The sequence below is a fragment of the Kitasatospora sp. NBC_01300 genome (assembly GCF_041435235.1).
GTDB lineage: Bacteria > Actinomycetota > Actinomycetes > Streptomycetales > Streptomycetaceae > Kitasatospora.
Genome location: NZ_CP108408.1, coordinates 2,486,025 through 2,507,500, shown reverse-complemented (window position 1 = coordinate 2,507,500; position 21,476 = coordinate 2,486,025). Strand labels below are relative to the sequence as shown.

The window sequence follows — 21,476 nt, the reverse complement described above, 5'->3', positions numbered from 1 at the left end:
CCCGTGTGGGGTAGCCGTAGCGAAAGCGAGTCCGAATAGGGCGGTTGAGTTGCATGCCCAAGACCCGAAGCGGAGTGATCTAGCCATGGGCAGGTTGAAGCGCGGGTAAGACCGTGTGGAGGACCGAACCCACCAGGGTTGAAAACCTGGGGGATGACCTGTGGTTAGGGGTGAAAGGCCAATCAAACTCCGTTATAGCTGGTTCTCCCCGAAATGCATTTAGGTGCAGCGTCACGTGTTTCTTGCCGGAGGTAGAGCACTGGATAGGCGATGGGCCTTACCGGGTTACTGACCTTAGCCAAACTCCGAATGCCGGTAAGTGAGAGCGTGGCAGTGAGACTGTGGGGGATAAGCTCCATGGTCGAGAGGGAAACAGCCCAGAACACCGACTAAGGTCCCTAAGCGTGTGCTAAGTGGGAAAGGATGTGGAGTCGCAGAGACAACCAGGAGGTTGGCTTAGAAGCAGCCACCCTTGAAAGAGTGCGTAATAGCTCACTGGTCAAGTGATTCCGCGCCGACAATGTAGCGGGGCTCAAGCACATCACCGAAGTCGTGTCATTGCAGCATGAAGGGCCAACGCCTGCTGTGATGGGTAGGGGAGCGTCGTGTGCCGGGTGAAGCGGCGGTGGAAACCAGTCGTGGACGGTATACGAGTGAGAATGCAGGCATGAGTAGCGATACAAGAGTGGGAAACTCTTGCGCCGATTGACCAAGGGTTCCTGGGTCAAGCTGATCTGCCCAGGGTAAGTCGGGACCTAAGGCGAGGCCGACAGGCGTAGTCGATGGACAACGGGTTGATATTCCCGTACCCGCTTTGAAGCGCCAACGCTGAACCAGGTGATGCTAAGGCCGTGAAGCCGGCCCGGAGTCTTCGGACAATGGGACGTGGTGGAGCCGCTGAACCAAGTCTGTAGTAGGTGAGCGATGGGGTGACGCAGGAAGGTAGTCCAGCCCGGGCGGTGGTTGTCCCGGGGTAAGGGTGTAGGACGAACGGTAGGCAAATCCGCCGTTCACATAGTCTGAGACCTGATGCCGAGCCGATTGTGGTGAAGTGGATGATCCTATGCTGTCGAGAAAAGCCTCTAGCGAGTTTCATGGCGGCCCGTACCCCAAACCGACTCAGGTGGTCAGGTAGAGAATACCGAGGCGTTCGGGTGAACTATGGTTAAGGAACTCGGCAAAATGCCCCCGTAACTTCGGGAGAAGGGGGCCATTCCTGGTGACGGCACTTGCTGCCAGAGCTGGGGGTGGCCGCAGAGACCAGCGAGAAGCGACTGTTTACTAAAAACACAGGTCCGTGCGAAGCCGTAAGGCGATGTATACGGACTGACGCCTGCCCGGTGCTGGAACGTTAAGGGGACCGGTTAGCTTGGATTCTTCCAGGCGAAGCTGAGAACTTAAGCGCCAGTAAACGGCGGTGGTAACTATAACCATCCTAAGGTAGCGAAATTCCTTGTCGGGTAAGTTCCGACCTGCACGAATGGCGTAACGACTTCTCGACTGTCTCAACCATAGGCCCGGTGAAATTGCATTACGAGTAAAGATGCTCGTTTCGCGCAGCAGGACGGAAAGACCCCGGGACCTTTACTATAGCTTGATATTGGTGTTCGGTTCGGCTTGTGTAGGATAGGTGGGAGACTTTGAAGCAGCAACGCCAGTTGTTGTGGAGTCGTCGTTGAAATACCACTCTGGTCGTGCTGGATGTCTAACCTGGGTCCGTGATCCGGATCAGGGACAGTGTCTGGTGGGTAGTTTAACTGGGGCGGTTGCCTCCTAAAGAGTAACGGAGGCGCCCAAAGGTTCCCTCAGCCTGGTTGGCAATCAGGTGTTGAGTGTAAGTGCACAAGGGAGCTTGACTGTGAGACTGACGGGTCGAGCAGGTACGAAAGTAGGGACTAGTGATCCGGCGGTGGCTTGTGGAAGCGCCGTCGCTCAACGGATAAAAGGTACCCCGGGGATAACAGGCTGATCTTCCCCAAGAGTCCATATCGACGGGATGGTTTGGCACCTCGATGTCGGCTCGTCGCATCCTGGGGCTGGAGTAGGTCCCAAGGGTTGGGCTGTTCGCCCATTAAAGCGGTACGCGAGCTGGGTTTAGAACGTCGTGAGACAGTTCGGTCCCTATCCGCTGTGCGCGTAGGAGTGTTGAGAAGGGCTGTCCCTAGTACGAGAGGACCGGGACGGACGAACCTCTGGTGTGCCAGTTGTCCTGCCAAGGGCATGGCTGGTTGGCTACGTTCGGGAGGGATAACCGCTGAAAGCATCTAAGCGGGAAGCCTGCTTCGAGATGAGCACTCCCACCTCCTTGAGAGGGTAAGGCTCCCAGTAGACGACTGGGTTGATAGGCCGGATATGGAAGCCCTGTGAGGGGTGGAGTTGACCGGTACTAATAGGCCGAGGGCTTGTCCTCAGTTGCTCGCGTCCACTGTGTTGTTCTGAAACAACGACCCCAACCCGTTTGGTCACGGGGTTGGTGCGGTTGACAGTTTCATAGTGTTTCGGTGGTCATAGCGTGAGGGAAACGCCCGGTTACATTCCGAACCCGGAAGCTAAGCCTTACAGCGCCGATGGTACTGCAGGGGGGACCCTGTGGGAGAGTAGGACGCCGCCGAACAATTATTCCGAAAAGACCCCCTCCCGTCCGGGAGGGGGTCTTTTTGCATTTCCCGGAGACAGGGCAGAAGGCTTTCACGCCGGCCCGGCCGAGGGGGCGGACGCCGTCAATATGTCGCTAAAACCGCATGATCAGTCCACTGATCAGCGGAAAATCGCCGCTCACGCCGTAGTCTCGAAGGGAAGGGGAACAGGTGTCCGGGGGTGGCCCCGGGGCAGAGCCGGATCAAGAATGGTGCTCATGGGACGAGGCAGGCTGCGCATCTACCTTGGGGCGGCCCCCGGGGTCGGCAAGACGTACGCCATGCTCGCCGAGGCGCACCGGCGACAGCAGCGTGGCACGGACGTCGTGGTGGCGTTCGTGGAGGATCACGGCCGGCGGCTCACCGCGGAGCTCGTCGACGGGCTGGAGGTCGTGCCGCGCCGGCAGCTGGTGCACCGGGAGGCCGCGTTCACCGAGATGGACGTGGACGCCGTCCTCGCCCGCCGCCCGCAGGTGGCGCTGGTGGACGAGCTGCCGCACACCAACATCCCCGGCTGCCGCAACGCCAAGCGCTGGCAGGACGTCGAGGAACTGCTCGCGGCCGGGATCGACGTGATCTCCACCGTCAACATCCAGCACCTGGAGTCGCTCGGCGACGCCGTCGAGGGCATCACGGGGGTGCGCCAGCGCGAGACCGTGCCGGACGCGGTGGTGCGCCGGGCCGACCAGATCGAGCTGGTCGACATGTCGCCGCAGGCGCTGCGGCGGCGGCTGGCGCACGGCAACGTGTACGCGCCGGAGAAGATAGACGCGGCCCTGGCCAACTACTTCCGCCCGGGCAACCTGACCGCGCTGCGCGAGCTGGCGCTGTTGTGGACCGCCGACCGGGTCGACGAGTACCTGCAGAAGTACCGGGCCGAGCAGGGCATCGAGGGCACCTGGCAGGCCCGGGAGCGGATCGTGGTGGGCCTGACCGGCGGCCCCGAGGGGGCGACGCTGATCCGGCGGGCGGCCCGGATCGCGGCCCGTGTCTCCGGCGGCGAACTCCTCGCCGTCCACATCTCCCGCTCGGACGGGCTCTCGGGCACCGGCTCCCCGCAGACGCTGATCGAGCAGCGGGCCCTGGTGGAGAGCCTCGGCGGCTCCTTCCACGCCGTCCTCGGCGACGACCCGGCCGCCGGGCTGCTGGACTTCGCCCGGGGCGTGAACGCGACCCAGATCGTGCTGGGCACCAGCCGCCGGCCGGCCTGGCAGTACCTCTACGGGCCGGGCGTCGGCACCACGGTGACCCGGGAGGCCGGTGACATCGACATCCACATGGTCACCCACGAGCACGCCGGGCACGGACGCGGGCGGGTGCCGGTGCGCCGGATCACCGACCTGGGCCGCCCCCGCACCATCGCGGGCTGGCTGATCGGGCTGGCGGGTCCGCCGGTGCTGGCGCTGGTGCTGACCGCGATCGGCGGGCTGGGCCTGTCGACCGACATGCTGCTGTTCCTGTCGCTGACGGTGTGCGCGGCGCTGGTCGGCGGGTTGCTGCCGGCGATCGGGTCGGCGCTGGTCGCCTCGTCGGTGCTGAACTACTACTTCACGCCGCCGATCCACACCTTCACGATCAACGAGCCGCAGAACATCATGGCGGTGGCGATATTCACGGTGGTCGGCATCTCGGTCGCCTCCGTGGTCGACCTGGCGGCCCGGCGCACCCACCAGGCGGCCCGCAGCCAGACGGAGGCGCAGACGCTCAGCGCGCTGGCCGGCACCGTGCTGCGCGGCGCGCCGAACGGGGACGGGGTGCTGACCGCGCTGATGGAGCAGGTCCGGGAGACCTTCGGGCAGGAGAGCGCCGCGCTGCTGGAGCGTCCGGAGCCGCTCGGCGCCTGGGTGCCGGTCGCCACCGCCGGGCCGCGCCCGCCGGAGCGGCCGGAGGAGGCCGACGTGGACGTGCCGGTCGGCGACAGCCTGGCGCTGGTGCTGCGCGGCCGGGTGCTGCCGGGGGCGGACCGGCGCCTGCTCGGGGCGTTCGCCGCGCAGGCGGCCGTGGTGCTGGAGCGCCGCCGGCTGGCCCGGGAGGCCGCGGCGGCCCGCCGGGAGGCGGAGGGCAACCGGATCCGCACCGCCCTGCTGGCGGCGGTCTCGCACGACCTGCGCACCCCGCTGGCGGGGATCAAGGCGTCCGTCACCTCGTTGCGGGCGGCCGACGTCGAGTGGGCGCCGGAGGACGAGGCGGAGCTGCTGGCCGGCATCGAGGCCGGGGCCGACCGGCTCGACCACCTGATCAACAACCTGCTGGACATGAGCCGGTTGCAGACCGGCACCGTCACCCCGCTGATCCAGGAGACCGACCTGGACGAGGTGGTGCCGTTCGCCCTCGGCGGGGTGCCGCCCGAGTCGGTGCGCCTCGACGTCCCGGAAACGCTGCCGATGATCCGGGCCGACGGCGGCCTGCTGGAGCGTTCGCTGGCCAACCTGGTCGAGAACGCCGTCAAGTACAGCCCGGACGGCGTCAAGGTGCTGGTCAAGGCCGACGCGCTGCGTCAGCCGGGCGGTTCCGGGCGGGTCGAGCTGCGGATCGTGGACCGCGGCCCGGGCGTGCCCGAGGACGCCAAGGAGCGGATCTTCGCGCCGTTCCAGCGCTACGGGGACGCGCCGCGCGGCGCCGGGGTGGGCCTCGGGCTCGCGGTGGCGCGCGGCTTCGTCGAGGCGATGGACGGTACCGTCACCGCCGAGGACACCCCCGGTGGCGGCCTCACCATGGTCGTCAGCCTGCCCGCCGCCGAGCGGCCGCCGGAACCGGGGGAGACGGCCGGCGACGGGCACGATCCGCTGTCGCGGCTGATCACGTGACGGCCGGTGGCCGGCCGCTCCGGCCTGTCGTTCCTCGCTTCCGCACGTCGTATGTTCAGCAAGTCCCATAGCCCGTAAGTCCCACAGTCCGTAAGTCCGACAGCCCTGAAAGGCGGAGCCCGTAAATGACCCGGGTCCTCGTCGTGGACGACGAACCGCAGATCGTCCGCGCGCTGGTGATCAACCTCAAGGCCCGCAAGTACGAGGTCGACGCGGCCCATGACGGCGCGAGCGCCCTGGAACTGGCCGCCGCCCGCCATCCCGACGTCGTCGTCCTCGACCTGGGCCTGCCCGACATGGACGGCGTCGAGGTGATCCGCGGCCTGCGCGGCTGGACCCGGGTGCCGATCATCGTGCTGTCGGCCCGGCACGCCTCCGACGAGAAGGTCGAGGCCCTGGACGCCGGCGCCGACGACTACGTCACCAAGCCGTTCGGCATGGACGAGCTGCTCGCCCGGATGCGCGCCGCCGTGCGCCGCGCCGAACCGGTCGCGGGCGAGGACGACTCGCTGGTCGTCACCGAGAGCTTCACCGTCGACCTCGCCGCCAAGAAGGTCAACCGGGACGGCACCGACGTCCGCCTCACCCCGACCGAGTGGCACCTGCTGGAGGTGCTGGTCCGCAACGCCGGCCGGCTGGTCAGCCAGACCCAGCTGCTCCAGGAGGTGTGGGGCCCCGCCTACCGCACCGAGACCAACTACCTGCGGGTCTACCTCGCCCAACTGCGCCGCAAGCTGGAGCGCGACCCCTCGCACCCGCGCCACTTCATCACCGAACCGGGCATGGGCTACCGCTTCGAGAGCTGACCCCGGGACGCCCCCGGTGGTCGTACGGCCTGCCGCCGGGGGCGCGGAAACCGGTACCCTTCCGGCATGAGTGGTGACAACAGCAGCGACCAGCCGCAGGGGCGCTTCCGCCGCATGCTCAGCCGGCTGACCTCCTCGGCCGAGGAGCTGCAGGCCGAGGAGCTGCGCCAGGAGAGCGCGGCGGAGTCGGGCTGCACGCCGATCGCCGGCTGCGCGGACCGCGAGCTGGTCACCGTCGCGGGCACGCTGCGCACGGTGACGCTCCGCCCGCGGGCCGGGGTGCCGGCCCTGGAGGCCGAACTCTTCGACGGTACGGAGGCGCTGGACGTGGTCTGGCTCGGCCGCCGCTCGATCGCGGGCATAGAGCCGGGCCGCCGGCTCGTCGCCAGCGGCCGGATCAGCCACGCACGCGGGCGCCGCGTGCTGTTCAACCCCCGCTATGAGCTGCGTCCGGTCGGACACGGGAGCGAATGAGCGTGAGCAACCAGCCCGGCGGCGAGTCCGCCGCCCAGCTTGACCTGGCCGCGAACCACCACGCGTCGCCCGGCCCGCACGGACCCGGGGCCGCGGCCGACGCGGCCGTCCGCGAGGCCGTCGTCGCCACGGAGGCCGCCGACAGCGCGGCCGAGGAGGCCGCCCGCAAGGCCGCCGCCTCCAAGGAGGCGGCCGACACCATTCTGCAGGCCTTCGGTGGCGTGCGCGGCATGATCGACATGACGCTGCCCGGCCTGGTCTTCATCGTCACCTTCAACATCACCCACCAGGTCAGCTCGGCCGCCTGGGCCGCGCTGGGCCTGTGCGCGGTGTTCGTGGTGACCAGGCTGGCCCGGCGGGAGACCGTCCAGCACGCCTTCAGCGGGGTGTTCGGCGTCGCCCTCGGCGCCTGGATCTCGATGAAGAGCGGCCGCGCCGAGGACTTCTACCTGCCCGGCCTGCTGTGGAACGTCGGCTACTGCATCGCCCTGGCGGTCTCCGCCCTGGTGCGCTGGCCGATGATCGGCGTGATGCTCGGCCCGGTCACCGGCGAGATGTTCACCTGGCGCAAGGAGAACCCGGGCCGGTTCGCCGCCTACACCAAGGCGACCTGGGCCTGGGTCGTGATCATGGGCCTCAAGCCGGTGATCCTCTTCCCGCTGTACTTCACCCACAACGTCAACCTGCTCGGCTGGCTCAAGGTCGCCCTCGGCATCCCGCCGATGCTGCTGGCGATGTACGTCACCTGGCAGATCCTGCTCAAGGCGCCGCCGCCGATCAAGGCGCAGTTCGACGACGACGAGGAGCCGGCCCGCTAGCCGGAGCCCCGGCCGGCAGACCCGCACGCGACGGGCGAGGGCCCGCACCCACCAGGGGTGCGGGCCCTCGCCCGTGTCCGGTCCGCGCCTTCGGCCCTACTGGGCGCCGGAGGACGCCGACAGCAGGTCCTCCAGCTCCTCCTCGCGCTCCTGCGCGGCCACGAAGAGCAGCTCGTCGCCGCCCTCCAGGGTGTCGTCCTTGCCCGGCACCAGCACCCGGCCCTCGCGGATGATCGTCACCAGCGCGGTGTCCTGCGGCCAGGCCACGTCGCCCACCCGGGTGCCGACCAGCTCGGTGTCGGCGGCCAGGGTCAGCTCGACCAGGTTGGCGTTGCCCTGGCTGAAGCGCATCAGCCGGACCAGGTCGCCGACGCTGACCGCCTCCTCGACCAGGGCGGACATCAGACGCGGCGTGGACACGGCCACGTCCACGCCCCAGGACTCGTTGAAGAGCCACTCGTTCTTCGGGTTGTTCACCCGGGCGACCACCCGCGGCACCGCGTACTCGGTCTTGGCGAGCAGCGAGACGACCAGGTTCACCTTGTCGTCGCCGGTCGCGGCGATCACCACGTGGCAGCGCTGCAGGGCCGCCTCGTCCAGCGAGGTGATCTCGCAGGCGTCGGCCAGCAGCCACTCCGCCATCGGCACCCGCTCCACCGAGATGGAGTTGGGGTTCTTGTCTATCAGCAGGACCTCGTGCCCGTTCTCCAGCAGCTCGCCCGCGATCGAGCGACCCACGGCACCGGCCCCGGCAATGGCGACCCGCATCAGTGACCCTCCTCCTTCGGCCCCTGCGCGAACGCGGCCTCGACCGCCGTCAGGTCGCCCCGGCGCAGCATCACGTGCACCAGGTCGCCTTCCTGCACCACCATCTGGGGCGAGGGCAGCACGCCCTCGCCGAGCCGGGTGACGAACGCCACCCGGGCGCCGGAGGACTCCTCCAGCACGCTGATGCGGTGGCCGACCCAGCCCGGGGCGTAGGCGACCTCGGCCAGCTGGACGCCGCCGCTCGGGTCCTGCCACAGCGGCTCGGCGCCGCTCGGCAGCAGCCGGCGCAGCATCTGGTCGGCGGTCCACCGGACCGTCGCCACGGTCGGGATGCCCAGGCGCTGGTAGACCTCGGCGCGGCGGGGGTCGTAGATCCGGGCCGCGACGTTCTCCACGCCGAAGTTCTCCCGGGCCACCCGCGCGGCGATGATGTTGGAGTTGTCGCCGCTGGAGACCGCGGCGAACGCGCCGGCCTCCTCGATGCCCGCCTCGCGCAGGGTGTCCTGGTCGAAGCCGACGCCGGTCACCCGGCGCCCGTTGAACCCGGCGCCCAGCCGACGGAACGCGGTCGGGTCCTGGTCGACCACGGCCACCGAGTGGCCCTGTTTCTCCAGGGCTCTGGCGAGGGCCGAGCCCACGCGGCCGCAGCCCATGATGACGATGTGCACCGGCGCTACCTCACCCGTCCCGTAGGGTTCTTGACCTGCGCAAACACCGTTCATCTCCCTTTCCCGCCCGGCTTCCCTGGGCGAGCGTTCTCGTGGGGCGCCGACTCACAACGTGAGTGTTGCCCGCCGACTCGTATCCGACACGCTAGCCGGTCCATAGAACGCAGTCGCGACGAAGGGGGGGACAAACGGCGGAGCCCGGCCCGGGAAGCCCCTACGATTCCTTAACGTGCCTATGCCGACTGACCTACCGAAACGCATCCTGATCGGGCGCGCCCTGCGCAGCGACAAATTGGGCGAAACACTTCTGCCCAAGCGGATCGCGCTGCCCGTCTTCGCCTCGGACGCGCTCTCCTCGGTCGCGTACGCCCCCGAGGAAATCCTGCTGACGCTCTCCGTGGCGGGTGCCTCGGCGATCCACTTCTCCTGGCAGATCGGCGTCGTCGTCGCGATCGTGATGCTCGCGGTGGTCGCCTCCTACCGGCAGAACGTGCACGCCTACCCCAGCGGCGGCGGCGACTACGAGGTCGCGACCGTCAACCACGGCCCCAAGTCGGGACTCGTCGTCGCCAGCGCCCTGATGGTCGACTACGTGCTCACCGTGGCCGTCTCGACGACCTCGGGCGTCGCCAACGTCGTCTCCGCCGTCCCCGCGCTGCGCGGCCACGAACTGACCCTGTCGGTCATCGTCGTGGTGGTGCTGATGGGCATGAACCTGCGCGGCGTCCGCGAATCCGGCACCGCCTTCGCCGTCCCGACGTACGCCTTCATGATCGGCGTCATCGGCATGGTCGGCTACGGCTTCGTCCGGCACTTCCTGCTCGGCCAGGACATGCCCGCCGAGAGCTCCGGATTCCACCTCGCCGCCACCCCCGGCAACGAATCGCTGGCCGGGTTCGCCATGGTGTTCCTGCTGCTCAAGTCGTTCTCCTCCGGCTGCGCCGCGCTCACCGGCGTGGAGGCCATCTCCAACGGCGTGCCGGCCTTCCGCAAGCCCAAGAGCAAGAACGCCGCCACCACCCTGCTGATGATGGCCAGCATCGCCGTGGTGATGTTCATGGGCATCATCTGGCTGGCCCGCCTCACCGGCGTGCAGATGGCCGAGAACCCGGCCGAGCAACTCGTCGGCTCCTCGCCCGGCTACCACCAGAAGACCGCGCTCGCCCAGATCAGCGAAGCCGTCTTCAACAACTTCACGCCCGGCTTCTACTTCGTCGCCGCCGTCACCGGCCTGATCCTGGTGCTCGCCGCGAACACCGCCTTCAACGGCTTCCCGGTGCTCGGCTCGATCCTCGCCCAGGACCGCTACCTGCCGCGCCAGCTGCACACCCGCGGCGACCGGCTGGCCTTCTCCAACGGCATCATCCTGCTGGCGATCGCCGCGATCCTGTTCGTCATCGCCTTCGACGCGGACCCCAACCGGCTGATCCAGCTCTACATCGTCGGCGTCTTCGTCTCCTTCAACATGAGCCAGTCCGGCATGATCCGGCACTGGACCCGGCTGCTGCGCACCGAGACCGACCCGGCCAAGCGCCGCCACATGCAGCGCAGCCGGGCGATCAACACCTTCGGCCTGGTGATGACCATGGCCGTGCTGATCGTCGTCCTGGTCACCAAGATCAGCCACGCCTGGATCGCGATCGCCGCGATGGTCGTGCTCTTCGTGATGATGAAGGGCATCCGCCGCCACTACGACCGGGTCTCCGAGGAGCTCATCGCCGCCGAGGAGCCGGACGACGTGGTGCTGCCCACCCGGGTGCACGCCATCGTGCTGGTCTCCAAGCTGCACAAGCCCGCGCTGCGCGCCCTCGCCTACGCCAGGCTCGCCCGCGCCCACACCCTGGAGGCCGTCACCGTCAACGTCGACCCGGCCGACACGGCGGCGCTGCGCCGGGAATGGGACGAGCGCGGCATCGAGGTGCCGCTCAAGGTGCTGGACTCGCCGTTCCGCGAGATCACCGGGCCCGTCCTCGACTACGTGAAGAACCTGCGCCGCAGCAGCCCGCGCGAGGTGGTGTCGGTCTACATCCCCGAGTACGTGGTCGGCCACTGGTACGAGCACCTGCTGCACAACCAGAGCGCGCTGCGGCTCAAGGGGCGGCTGCTGTTCAAGCCCGGGGTGATGGTCACCTCGGTGCCGTGGCAGCTGGAGTCCTCCGAGCGGCGCAAGCCGCAGAAGGCCTGGTCGGCGCCGGGTGCCGTCCGGCGTGGCGAGCCTCGGGCGCCGAAGGCCGTAAAGTCGAAGGTCCCCGTTATGCCAGACGCCACCGCTGACAGCAGCAAGGACTCCGCCCAGTGACCCGCAACACCCCGTCCCGCTCCTCCGGCTCCTCGGGCAAGGGTGCCCGCAAGGGTGCCGCCAAGCCCGGCAAGGTCGCCCGGCCGCGCTGGGGCAAGCCCGTGCGCCCGGCCGCCACCGACCGCGACGGCTTCACCGCGCAGACCGCGCCGCTCGCGCCGGGCGAGCCCGCTCCCGCGCGTCCGGCGGAAGCCGACACGGGGAAGCCGAAGGCCGCCCGTACGCAGAAGACCGACGGTGCGCAGAAGGCCGAGCGCACGCAGAAGGCCGAGCGCTCCAAGGACGGTGCGCCGAAGGGCGACCGTGCGCAGGGATCCCGCGCGCAGGCGTCCCGCACGCCGGGGGAGCGTCCGCGCAAGCAGGCGGTGCGGCCGCCGAAGGCGCTGCGCACCGCGCCGCGGGCCGCGCGGCCCGAGACGCCGTCCGGCGATCCGCTGGCCGGCCAGCGCTACGAGGTCGAGGTCGGCCCGGTCGCGCACGGCGGCGGGCACTGCGTGGCCCGGCACGAGGGCCGGGTGCTGTTCGTCCGGCACGCGCTGCCCGGCGAGAAGGTGGTCGCACTGGTCACCGAGGGCACCTCCACCTCCCGGTTCCTGCGGGCCGACGCGGTCGAGATCCTGGAGCCCGCCAAGGAGCGGATCGCGCCGCCGTGCCCGTTCTCCGGGCCCGGCAAGTGCGGCGGCTGCGACTGGCAGCACGTCACCCCGGGCGGGCAGCGCAAGCTCAAGGGGCAGGTGCTGACCGAGCAGCTGGCCAAGCTGGCCGGCCTCACCCCGGCCGAGGCGGGCTGGGACGGCAGCGTCGAGCCGGTCGGCGGCAAGCTGCCGGCCGGGCAGGTGCCGACCTGGCGCACCCGCGTGCAGTACGCGGTGGACCAGGAGACCGGGAAGGTCGGCCTGCGCAAGCACCGCTCGCACGAGGTGCAGCCGGTGGACCGCTGCCTGATCGCCGCCGAGGGCGTCACCGAACTCGGCATCGAGGCCCGCGACTGGCCGGGCATCGCCTCGGTCGAGGTGATCGCCGCGAGCGGCTCCTCGGACCGCCAGGTGGTGCTCACCCCGCGTCCCGGCGCCCAGCTGCCGCTGGTCGAGCTGGACAAGCCGGTGTCGATCGCCCGGGTCGACGACCAGGGCGACATCCACCGCGTGCACGGTCGCAGCTTCGTGCGCGAGCGGGCGACCGGGCGGACCTGGCGGGTCAGCAACGGCGGCTTCTGGCAGATCCACCCCGAGGCGCCGGACACCCTGGTCGACGCCGTCCTGGACGGCCTGGACCCGCAGTGGGGCGAGAACGCGCTCGACCTGTACTGCGGCGTCGGCCTGTTCGCGGGCGCGCTGGCCGACCGGGTCGGCGAGGAGGGCGCGGTGCTCGGCATCGAGTCCTCCAAGCAGGCCGTGGCCGACGCCCGGCACAACCTGGCCGCGCTGGACAACGTGCGGATCGAGTGCGACCGCGTCGAGACGCTGCTGCCGCGCACCGGCATCACCGCGACCGACCTGATCGTCCTGGACCCGCCGCGCTCGGGCGCGGGGCGCGAGACCGTCGCGCACCTGGTCGGCCTGGAGGCGCGCCGGATCGCGTACGTCGCCTGCGACCCGGCGGCGCTCGCCCGGGACCTGGCGTTCTTCCGCGAGGGCGGCTACCGGCCGGTCTCGCTGCGGGCCTTCGACCTGTTCCCGATGACGCACCACTTCGAGTGCGTGGCGGTCCTGGAGCCGATCGGGAAGTGACCCGGCGGCCCTCCGGGGTGCCGGCCGGCTTCGACGGGCGCTGATCGCGTTCGAGGGAGTCCGAGGCGGTCCGGGGAGCCCGGCGGAGTCCGGCGGAGTTCGGCGGACGAGACGGCAGAGGAGGCGGCACCCGTTCACACGGGTGCCGCCTCCTCGCCGTTCCGGTGCGGGACGGTCAGGGCCGGTTGTGCTCCTCTTCGTCGGCGCTGTGCGGAAGGTCGATCCCGTGCTGGGCGGCGAGCCGGAGCAGTCCGGCGATCCGGCCCTCGTACGCCTGGACGCCGTCGGCGTCCCCTTCGGCCCGGGCCGCTGCGAGGTCCCGGCGGGCCTGGGCGAGCTGCTCGCGCAGCTCCTGGTCGAACATGGCTGTCATTGCCGGCCTCCAGACCGGTCGGTGCCGCTCCGCGGAACGCGCTCAGGAGAGTTCAGAGTCCCGGAAGGTGAAGAACTCTTCAAGTCTCGCTCGCCCCGGCGGGGCGGCGTCGGGCGGGGTGGCCGCGGAGACGCTTCGCGGGTGCCGGGCCGGGCGGTCGCCCGGGTGCGGGTCAGGGAGTGGTCAGGGGGACGCAATGCGCCGGTAAAGGCCGCTGCCGGCGCGGCCGTTCGGCTCCCGGAGGGGGCTTGACGAGGTGATTCGCGCGGGGCGAAGGTGAGCGGCCGACATGTCATGTGTGCTGTTGCACAGCCACCGCCGGGGCCGCACCCTCCCGCCCGGAGCGGTCGGCCGGGAGGGTGCGGCCCTTGCGTGAGGGGGAGGGTCATGGAGCTGGAACTGCGGCACCTTCGCGTGCTGTGCGCCATCGCCGACACGGGGAGCGTCGGCAGGGCCGCCGTCCTGCTCGGCGCCTCGCAGCCCGCGACCAGTACGCAACTGCGCCGGATCGAACGCCACCTGGGCGCGCCGCTGTTCGAGCGCACGGCCGTGGGCGTCGCGCCGACCTGCTTCGGTGTCGAGGTGGTGGCCGCCGCGCGCGACCTCCTCACCCGCGCCGACTGCCTCGGCCGCCGCCCGGCGGCCCCCGGCGAGCCGGCCCGCCAGGAGCTGCGCCTGGCCGCGACCATCTCGCCGATCCTGCCCGGACTGGTCACCAGGGCCCGGCACCAGCGGCCCGACCAGCGCTTCACGGTGACCTCCGTCTACCGCTCGTCGGACATCGTCGACCTGCTGGAGCAGGGTGACGCGGAGGCCGCCGTGGCCGTCGACTACCCGGGCCGGGAACTGCGCCACTCGCCGGCCGTCGCGCACCGCGGCATCGTCACCGAGCCCGCCTTCGTCGCACTCCCGGCGGGCCACCGGCTCCGGCACCGCACCGAGATCGCCCTGGTGGACCTGGCCGAGGAGGACTGGTTCCTCACCCCCGACGACGGGGCCGGCTGGCACGGCGTGTTCTACGGCGCCTGCGCCGCGGCGGGCTTCACCCCGGCGACCGTCCACGAGTTCCTCGGCGGGCGGCTGGAGCTGCAGGAGATGATCTCCGCCGGGCTCGGGATCTCCGTCGTCCAGGCGACCACCAGGCCGCTGGCCGAAGTGGTGGTCAAGCCGCTCGCCGGGACGCCGATCTGGGTCCGCCACCTGCTGGCCTGGCGGGCCGCCGGGGTGAGCGGCGAGGTGGTGGAGACGCTGTTCGGCGCGGCGGCCGCGGCCTACCGGGACCTGATCGCCAGTTCGCCGACCTTCCAGGCCTGGGCGGCGCGGACGTACCGGCCGGTCCGGCCGTAGGGGGATCGGGTCCGGCGGCGGGGAGGCAGGGGCCGGAGGTGGGGAGGCCGGGTCCGGCCGTGGCCGGGGTGGGAGGCCGGTCCCGGTGGGGCGGTGTTATGCCGGACGCAGGAGATGTCATATGACCTGTGACATTGTTCTGGCCGGTCGCCCGATGGCAGGATCACGTCGACTTCCCCCAAGCCTCGGCAGTCGTCCAGTCACCTCCCCCACAGGAGAAGGACCCCGCAGTGCGCCTTCGCATACCCCTCCCCACGCTCATGGCCGGCGTCGTCGCCGGCTGTGCCACCGCCGCCACCCTGCTGCCCGTCCCCGCGCTCGCCGCGTCCGGGCCGGCCGCCCAGCCGTCGGCCGCCGCCCGGTCGTCCGCCGCCGCCCCGGCGACGGCCGACGCCGCGTCGGCCGTCCCGAAGCCGCTGGGGGCCTTCCTCGCGGCCGACCCCTCCGAGGCCGCCGCCCCCGCCGCCAAGCCGCTGCCGCCGGCGCTGCTGGGCCAGGCCGTGATGGGCCAGCCGGCCGGCACCGCCGTGCAGACCGCGCCCCGCCCCGCCCAGCCGCACGCACCCGCGGCCAAACCGGGCAACTCCGCGGCCCAGCCCGGCAGTTCCGCCCGTGCCCTCGCGGGCGCGGCCGGTGCGGCCGCGCCGAGCTGCGCCCCCGCCGACTTCGGCGGCCGCAGCGGCGCCGACCTGGTCTCCTTCCTCGAAGGCTCGACCACGGACTGCGTGACCACGCTGTTCAACGTCACCGGCACCGACGCGGGCAGGATCTTCAAGGAATCCCAGATGCTCACCGTCGCCAACGCCTACCAGGGCCTGGCGGCGAACTACACCGGGGACAACTCCACCGGCATCCTGCAGCTCGTGCTCTTCCTGCGGGCCGGGTACTACGTCCAGTCCAACAACACGGACGCGGTCGGCCCCTACGACGCGGCGCTCACCGCCGCCTCCAAGGCCGGGCTCGACGCCTTCTTCGCCGGCCGGCACTGGACCGACGTCACCGACAACAACGGCACCGTGCTCAACGAGGTGCTGGTCCTGACCGACAGCGCCAACCTGCAGGGCAGCTACCTGGGCGTCTACAAGCAGGTGCTGACCAGCTACAACAACTCGTACAACACCTTCCCGAAGATGCTCAAGGCGGTCAACGCCGTGCTGTCCGCGCCGCTGTGGCGGGGCAACTGGAACAGCGACTTCGTCAGCGCGGTCGGCGCCGACCCGAGCATCGGCACCGTCCTGGGCGACTTCGCGCTCAACCACAAGGACCTGCTCGGCACCGCCAACGCCTACCTCGACGTCAACGCCGGCAACGACCTCGGCCGGATGGCCGGCGACGGCCCCGTCGTCGAGGCCGCCGTCAAGGGGAAGGTCAAGGCGGTGCTCGACGGCGCCCAGATCACCGGCGTCACCGGCCCGTTGTACGTCCACACCGCCTACCAGGCCAACGCCTTCGACCCCGGCCAGTGCTCGTACTACGGCACCTGCGACCTGCCGGCGAAGCTGACCGCGGCGGTGCTGCCGAACCAGCTGGTCTGCGACAACCGCACCATCCTGACCGAGTCGCTGTCGCCCGCCGACCTGGCCGCCGTCTGCACCAGCCTGCGCGGCGAGGACACCTTCTTCCACAACCTGGTGAAGGACAACGGCCCGGTCAACCCGTACGGCAAGAACATGACCCTCGCGGTCTTCGCCAACCAGGCCGACTACCTGAACTACTCCTGGGCGATCTTCGGGAACTCCACCGACAACGGTGGCCAGACCGTCATGGACCCGACCGACCCGAACAACCGCGCCGTGTGCGTGATGTACCAGAAGTCGTGGAACGACGGCTTCACCGCCAACGTGTGGAACCTCAACCACGAGTACACGCACTACCTCGACGGCATCTACGACATGAAGGGCAACTTCTCCACCGAGATCTCCGTGCCCGACATCTGGTGGATCGAGGGCGTCGCCGAGTACGAGTCCTACGCCTACCGCGGCACCACCGACACCCAGGCGATGGCCGAGGCCGCCAAGCACACCTACAAGCTCAGCACCGTCTTCCAGAACACGTACGGCAACTCGGACTCGGTGCGCACCTACCCGTGGGGCTACCTCGCCGTCCGGTACATGTTCGAGAAGCACCCGGCCGACGTCTACGCCATGCTCGGCCACTTCCGCACCGGTGACTACCAGGGCGGCTACGCGGTCTACAACGGCATCGGCACCGGCTACGACGCCGACTTCGACGCCTGGCTCAACGGCTGCGCCGCCGGCGCCTGCTTCGCGGACGGCCCGACCGCGCTGTTCGACCAGGCCGTCAACGGCGCCACCGTCACGCTGACCGACAAGTCCGTCCAGACCGGCCCCGGCCAGATCACCGCCTGGCACTGGACCTTCGGCGACGGGACCTCCTCCGACCAGCGGAACCCGAGCCACGGCTACGCCGCCGCGGGCACGTACACCGTCGCCCTGACCGTCACCGACGCCACCGGCAGGACCGCCAGCACCCCGGCCTCGGTCACCGTCACCACCGGCACCGGCGGCGGCACCACCCTGCCGACCTGCACCGACCCGCGCACCGACGCGCTCGGCCAGAACTGCTCCCGGTCCAACCTCACCGCCACCGCCGGCAACCTCGACTACCTGTACGTCTACCTGCCGGCCGGCGTCAGCACCCTGAAGATCAGCACCTCCGGCGGCACCGGCACCGCGTACCTGTACTACAACGCGGACACCTGGGCCTCGCCGAACGCCTTCACCGCCTCCTCCACCAACGCCGGCAGCACGCAGAGCATCACCGTCACCAACCCGACGGCCGGCTACCGCTACATCAGCCTCTACGCCAACACCGACTTCAGCGGGGTGACGGTCAGCACCCAGTTCTGATCCGGTCCCGCGTTCGCTCCCGGGCGGCCAGGTCCGCGGCACCCCGCCGCGGGTCTGGCCGCCCGGCGTCCGTGGGGGCGTCCGCCGGGTGTGCACGCGCCCGGCGTGCGTGCGCCCTTGTTGTGCTAGCACTTCAGCGCTAGCTTGAGATTCATGGGTAAGAAGCAGCTGAACGTCCGGGTGGACGCCACGACCGCGGAGATGGCCCGGGAACGGGCGGAGCAGCAGGGGATCAGCATGAACCAGTACATCGAGCGCCTGGTCCAGCAGGACATGGGCGAGGCGGGGCGGGCCTTCGTCGACGCCGCCGCCCAGTTCATGAAGGAGTACGAGACGGCCTTCCTGGCCGAGTTCGCGGAGCCGGGCGACCTGAAGGACGTGCGCCGTTGAAGCTGGAGGTCGACCTCTCGTGGCTGCTCATGACCGCCGAGCAGTACACGCCCGGTGACCCGCAGGTCACCGACTACGGGTCGTTGCTCGCGGCCGTCTCCCGGCACCAGGCCGAGATCTTCGACATCGACGTCTACCCCGAACCGCAGGACCGCGCCGCCGCCCTGATGCACCAGCTGATCCGGGTGCCGGCCCTGGAGAAGACCAACGAGCTCTACGCGACCGCCGTCGCCTACGCCTACCTCGTCGCCAGCGGCTGCACCGTCGCCACCACCGCCCGAGAGGTGCGCAGCCTCGCCCGGGCCATCCGGGAGGGGCGGCTCGGCGTGTCCGGGGTCGCCGAACGGCTGGCCGGGTGGGTCGTCGACGAGGCCGAGGGGGAGGGCGTCAGCGGGGCGGAGGACGAGGACGACGACTGACCGGGTGGGCTTGCGCCCGGTCGCGTCGTCCTCGTCGTCCTCGTCGTCCGTTCCGCGGGGCTCCGGTCGGAGCTCCGACCGGTGCGCTCGGCGGGTCAGTCGCCGGGCCGGTCCGGGGCCGGCTCGGCGATCAGGGCCGTCGCGAACGGACGGAAGCCCGCCCGGCGGTAGATCCGGGCGACCTCCTCGTCGGCGGCGGACAGGAACACCGTCCGCACGCCGTTCGCCCGCGCGTGCGCGACCAGGGCCGCGGTGACCGCCAGGCCCAGCCCGCGCCGCCGCGCGACCGGCAGCGTCCCGACCCCGGCCACCTCGGTGACCGCGCCCACCGGATTGTGCTGGCCCGCGCACAGCGCGGAACCGTCCTCCAGCGCGGCGGCCAGCACGGTGGCGCCGTCGGTGATCCGCCGGGCGATCCGCTCCACCGCGCCCTCAGCCACCAACCGCCCTGCGGCCTCGGCCAGTTCGGCCGCACCCACGACGCCCACGCCGGTGCCCGGCTCGGCGAACGCCAGGTGCGGAACGGCGACCGCCGACGCCAGCTCCGGCGCGTCCGCGCCCAGCACCTCCACCCGCACCTCCTCCGGCAGCTCGGGCGCCGGGGCCGCCTCGTCCTGCGGGCCCAGCACCAGCAGCGGGTGCTCGTGCACCGCGAGCCCGGCCGCCTCCACCGCGGCCCGCAGCTCCGGACTGCGCTCGGCCACCCACTCGAAGGCCTCCGGCTCGCCCAGCTCCCGCTGGCGGGCCAGCACCCGCAGGACGTCCTCGGCGGTGGTGGCGGGGCCGTCGTGGTCGAGCGTGGGGCGGGCGTAGTAGGGCCAGCCCGCGCTCTCGCGGACGAACAGGGTCAGCGGGCCGAAGTCCTCGGCCCGTGCGGCGCTGCGCGGCACCGCGTCGTAGTAGCGCTCGATCGCGTCGAGGAGGGAAGGGTCGGGAGCATGATCGACAGAAGTCACGGCGTGCATCCAAGCAGGGGCGTCGGCGGCCCGCCACCGCATTGTTCACGGCATTGTTCCCAGGCTTCGCGCCGGGGACGCCAGGGGCGGTGACGGGCGGGGCGGTGCGTCGCGCCGGGGGCGGTGATGGGTGGGGCGGCGCGGGCGCCCGATTGTTGCTGAACGCTTACCGGCTCGCAGCGATCTTGTGCGTATACCGCGTGGCATGCTGATGCCTTGACAGCTCCGCCGAAGGGGGACGGCGGACGTCCGCACTCGGCTCGGCAAGGGGGGAAGACAGGCCCATGAGGCTCTGCTTTCTGGTGGAGGAGCACTACCGGCACGACGGCATGCCGCTCGACGTGGCACGCCGGCTCACCGCGTGGGGGCACCGGGTGGACGTGCTGCGCCCCGGGGACTCGCTGATGGCGGTCTCCGAGGCGATCCGGGCCGGCAGCCACGACGCCTGGGTGCTCAAGACCGTCTCCGGCGGGCCCGGGCTCACCCTGCTGGACGCGGCCGCCGCCGTCGGCCTCACCACTGTCAACGACGTCCGCTCCATCCGCGGCGTCCGCGACAAGGCGCTCGCCTCCGTCATCGCCAGCACCCGCGGCCTGCCCGTCCCCGTCACCTACGCCACCGCGCGCTGGGAACGGCTCGCCGAGATCCCGGCCGCCGAGTACCCGCTCGTCGTCAAGCCCGCCGACGGCAGCTCCGGACGCGCCGTCCGGCTCGTGCCCAGCCCCGACCACCTCCTCGACCTCGGCGCCGAACTCGCCGACGAGGGGCTGTTGATCGCCCAGCCCTACGTGCCCAACTCCGGCACCGACCTCAAGGTGTACTGCGTCGACGGCGAGCTCTTCGCGACGGAACGTTCCTCCCCGCTCCACCCCGGGCAGGACGTGCGCGAACGGCAGGTCCCGTTGTCCGGGGAGGTCGCGCGGATCGCGGCGCAGGTCGGTGAGGTGTTCGGGCTCGACCTCTACGGCGTCGACGTGCTGCTCGGGCCGGACGGGCCGGTGGTCGTCGACATCAACGACTTCCCGAGCTTCCGCCAGGTGCCGGACGCGGTCGCCAGGGTCGCCCGGGCGGTGCTGCGGCTCGCGCGCAGCGGGACGGCCGTGTCGGCGCCCGCGCCCGCGTTGGTGCCGGCGGGTGGTGGCGCGGGGTACGGGCAACTGGGCTTCGGCCGTGGAGAGTTCGGCGGATCCGGCTTTGACGGGGGCGGTTTCGACGGGGGCGGCCTGGGCGGGGCCGGTTTGGGCGGGGCGATATGAGGATCGGCCTGATCGCCGCCGACCCCGGACACCCGGTGCTCGCGGCGACCGCCGCCCTGCTGGCGGACCGGCACGAGGTGACGATCGTCGACCCTGACGGCCCGGCGGGGCCAGCGCTCGCCGACGTCTATCTGCTCAAGGCCCACACCCGTCGATCCCTCGCACTCGCAGGAGAGTTGGAGCGGCGCGGGGCGCCTGTCATCAACTCGGCCGCGGCCACCGAACTCTGCCAGGACCGGGTGCGGATGGCCGAACTCGCGCGCGCGGCCGACCTGCCCTTCGCGGCCACCCGCGACGCCGGGCGGCTCGCCGAACTCGCCGATCCCGCCTACCCGTTCGTCGTCAAGAGCCGCCACAGCCGGCGCCACGACCTGGTCGCCCGGGTCGACGGCCCGGCCCGGTTGCGCGAACTCGTCGCGCGCTGGCCCGACGAGCCCGTCGTCACCCAGCCGTTCGTCCCGGGGACCGGCTGGGACCAGAAGCTGTGGGTGGTCGACCGGCAGGTGTTCGCCGCCCGACGGCGGTCCGAACTCGCCGACGGCCAGGGGGAACCGGGGCAGGGGCAGGACTGGGAACCGCCCGCCGAACGGGCAGCTCTGGCCCTGCGCGTCGGCGAGGTGTTCGGGCTCGACGTCTACGGCGTCGACCTGCTCGACGGGCCCGCCGAACCCGTCATCGTCGACGTCAACGCCTTCCCCGGCATCCGTGGCCGCTCCGGCGCGCCCGAGGCGCTCGCCGCCCTCGCCCTGCGCGTCGCGACGGAGCGCGGGCGCGTCGCGCAGGCGCGGGGCCGGTAGGCCGGGCAGCGCGGCCGTCGGACCCGGGGGCGGGCTCGGCGGGCCGTCGGGGGCGAGCGGGG

The 21,476-nt window shown here is 70.9% G+C and carries 16 protein-coding genes and 2 rRNA genes (1 of these 18 only partly in view); 14 read left to right on the top strand and 4 right to left on the bottom strand.

The features are described from left to right. The 6 genes from OG556_RS11180 to OG556_RS11155 form a co-directional block, all read left to right on the top strand. Positions 1-2,410: ribosomal RNA gene (locus tag OG556_RS11180) — 23S ribosomal RNA — on the top strand (it extends 710 nt beyond the left edge of the window). Positions 2,411-2,497: 87 nt separating this feature from the next. Continuing rightward, positions 2,498-2,614, top strand: a 5S ribosomal RNA gene (gene rrf, locus OG556_RS11175). Positions 2,615-2,854: 240 nt separating this feature from the next. Then, a complete protein-coding gene (locus OG556_RS11170) occupies positions 2,855-5,443 on the top strand; it encodes an ATP-binding protein (protein WP_371516962.1) in 2,589 nt (862 codons plus the stop codon). 125 nt (positions 5,444-5,568) lie between these two features. Further along, positions 5,569-6,249 (top strand): response regulator, encoded by a 681-nt coding sequence (locus OG556_RS11165; protein ID WP_033351413.1) that lies wholly within the window; start codon positions 5,569-5,571, stop codon positions 6,247-6,249. Positions 6,250-6,315: 66 nt separating this feature from the next. Next, positions 6,316-6,723, top strand: coding sequence for an OB-fold nucleic acid binding domain-containing protein (locus tag OG556_RS11160; RefSeq protein WP_063347599.1), 408 nt, complete (start codon positions 6,316-6,318; stop codon positions 6,721-6,723). A gap of 2 nt (positions 6,724-6,725) precedes the next feature. After that, positions 6,726-7,541, top strand: coding sequence for a DUF3159 domain-containing protein (locus tag OG556_RS11155; protein ID WP_371516961.1), 816 nt, complete (start codon positions 6,726-6,728; stop codon positions 7,539-7,541). Between the two features lie 96 nt (positions 7,542-7,637). Here OG556_RS11155 and OG556_RS11150 read toward each other — a convergent pair whose 3' ends face one another. Together OG556_RS11150 and OG556_RS11145 are read right to left on the bottom strand one after the other, a co-directional pair. Further along, positions 7,638-8,309, bottom strand: a complete 672-nt coding sequence (locus OG556_RS11150) for a TrkA family potassium uptake protein (RefSeq protein WP_063347598.1) — start codon at positions 8,307-8,309, stop codon at positions 7,638-7,640. After that, positions 8,309-8,977, bottom strand: a complete 669-nt coding sequence (locus OG556_RS11145) for a TrkA family potassium uptake protein (protein WP_363369779.1) — start codon at positions 8,975-8,977, stop codon at positions 8,309-8,311. Before OG556_RS11145 ends, OG556_RS11150 begins: the two co-directional genes overlap by 1 nt. Before the next feature lie 229 nt (positions 8,978-9,206). Between OG556_RS11145 and OG556_RS11140 the strand changes: the two genes are divergently transcribed. Next, positions 9,207-11,276 (top strand): APC family permease, encoded by a 2,070-nt coding sequence (locus OG556_RS11140; RefSeq protein ID WP_363588359.1) that lies wholly within the window; start codon positions 9,207-9,209, stop codon positions 11,274-11,276. 383 nt (positions 11,277-11,659) lie between these two features. Then, the gene (locus tag OG556_RS11135; protein ID WP_363588367.1) at positions 11,660-13,006 is read left to right on the top strand and encodes a class I SAM-dependent RNA methyltransferase; all 1,347 of its coding nucleotides are present in this window, start codon (positions 11,660-11,662) and stop codon (positions 13,004-13,006) included. Between the two features lie 175 nt (positions 13,007-13,181). Here OG556_RS11135 and OG556_RS11130 read toward each other — a convergent pair whose 3' ends face one another. Continuing rightward, positions 13,182-13,379, bottom strand: coding sequence for a hypothetical protein (locus OG556_RS11130; protein WP_159398428.1), 198 nt, complete (start codon positions 13,377-13,379; stop codon positions 13,182-13,184). 387 nt (positions 13,380-13,766) lie between these two features. On the opposite strand from OG556_RS11130, the gene OG556_RS11125 reads away from it, so the two are divergent. From OG556_RS11125 to OG556_RS11110, 4 genes are all read left to right on the top strand, one after another. Next, complete coding sequence (locus OG556_RS11125) at positions 13,767-14,726, top strand: LysR family transcriptional regulator (protein ID WP_063347594.1); 960 nt, start codon at positions 13,767-13,769, stop codon at positions 14,724-14,726. A gap of 230 nt (positions 14,727-14,956) precedes the next feature. Then, positions 14,957-17,596, top strand: coding sequence for a collagenase (locus tag OG556_RS11120; protein WP_371516960.1), 2,640 nt, complete (start codon positions 14,957-14,959; stop codon positions 17,594-17,596). 153 nt (positions 17,597-17,749) lie between these two features. Further along, complete coding sequence (locus OG556_RS11115; protein ID WP_063347592.1) at positions 17,750-17,986, top strand: toxin-antitoxin system HicB family antitoxin; 237 nt, start codon at positions 17,750-17,752, stop codon at positions 17,984-17,986. After that, positions 17,983-18,405, top strand: coding sequence for a fic family toxin-antitoxin system, toxin component (locus tag OG556_RS11110; protein ID WP_363620193.1), 423 nt, complete (start codon positions 17,983-17,985; stop codon positions 18,403-18,405). The genes OG556_RS11115 and OG556_RS11110 overlap by 4 nt, the downstream gene beginning before the upstream one ends. A gap of 95 nt (positions 18,406-18,500) precedes the next feature. Here OG556_RS11110 and OG556_RS11105 read toward each other — a convergent pair whose 3' ends face one another. Next, a complete protein-coding gene (locus OG556_RS11105; protein WP_371516959.1) occupies positions 18,501-19,361 on the bottom strand; it encodes a GNAT family N-acetyltransferase in 861 nt (286 codons plus the stop codon). 284 nt (positions 19,362-19,645) lie between these two features. Here OG556_RS11105 and OG556_RS11100 point away from each other — a divergent pair, with 284 nt between their 5' ends. Together OG556_RS11100 and OG556_RS11095 are read left to right on the top strand one after the other, a co-directional pair. Next, positions 19,646-20,617: a RimK family alpha-L-glutamate ligase gene (locus tag OG556_RS11100; protein WP_371516958.1), complete on the top strand. Its 972-nt coding sequence runs from the start codon at positions 19,646-19,648 to the stop codon at positions 20,615-20,617. Next, complete coding sequence (locus OG556_RS11095; RefSeq protein ID WP_371516957.1) at positions 20,614-21,414, top strand: RimK family alpha-L-glutamate ligase; 801 nt, start codon at positions 20,614-20,616, stop codon at positions 21,412-21,414. The genes OG556_RS11100 and OG556_RS11095 overlap by 4 nt, the downstream gene beginning before the upstream one ends. Positions 21,415-21,476: the final 62 nt, after the last annotated feature.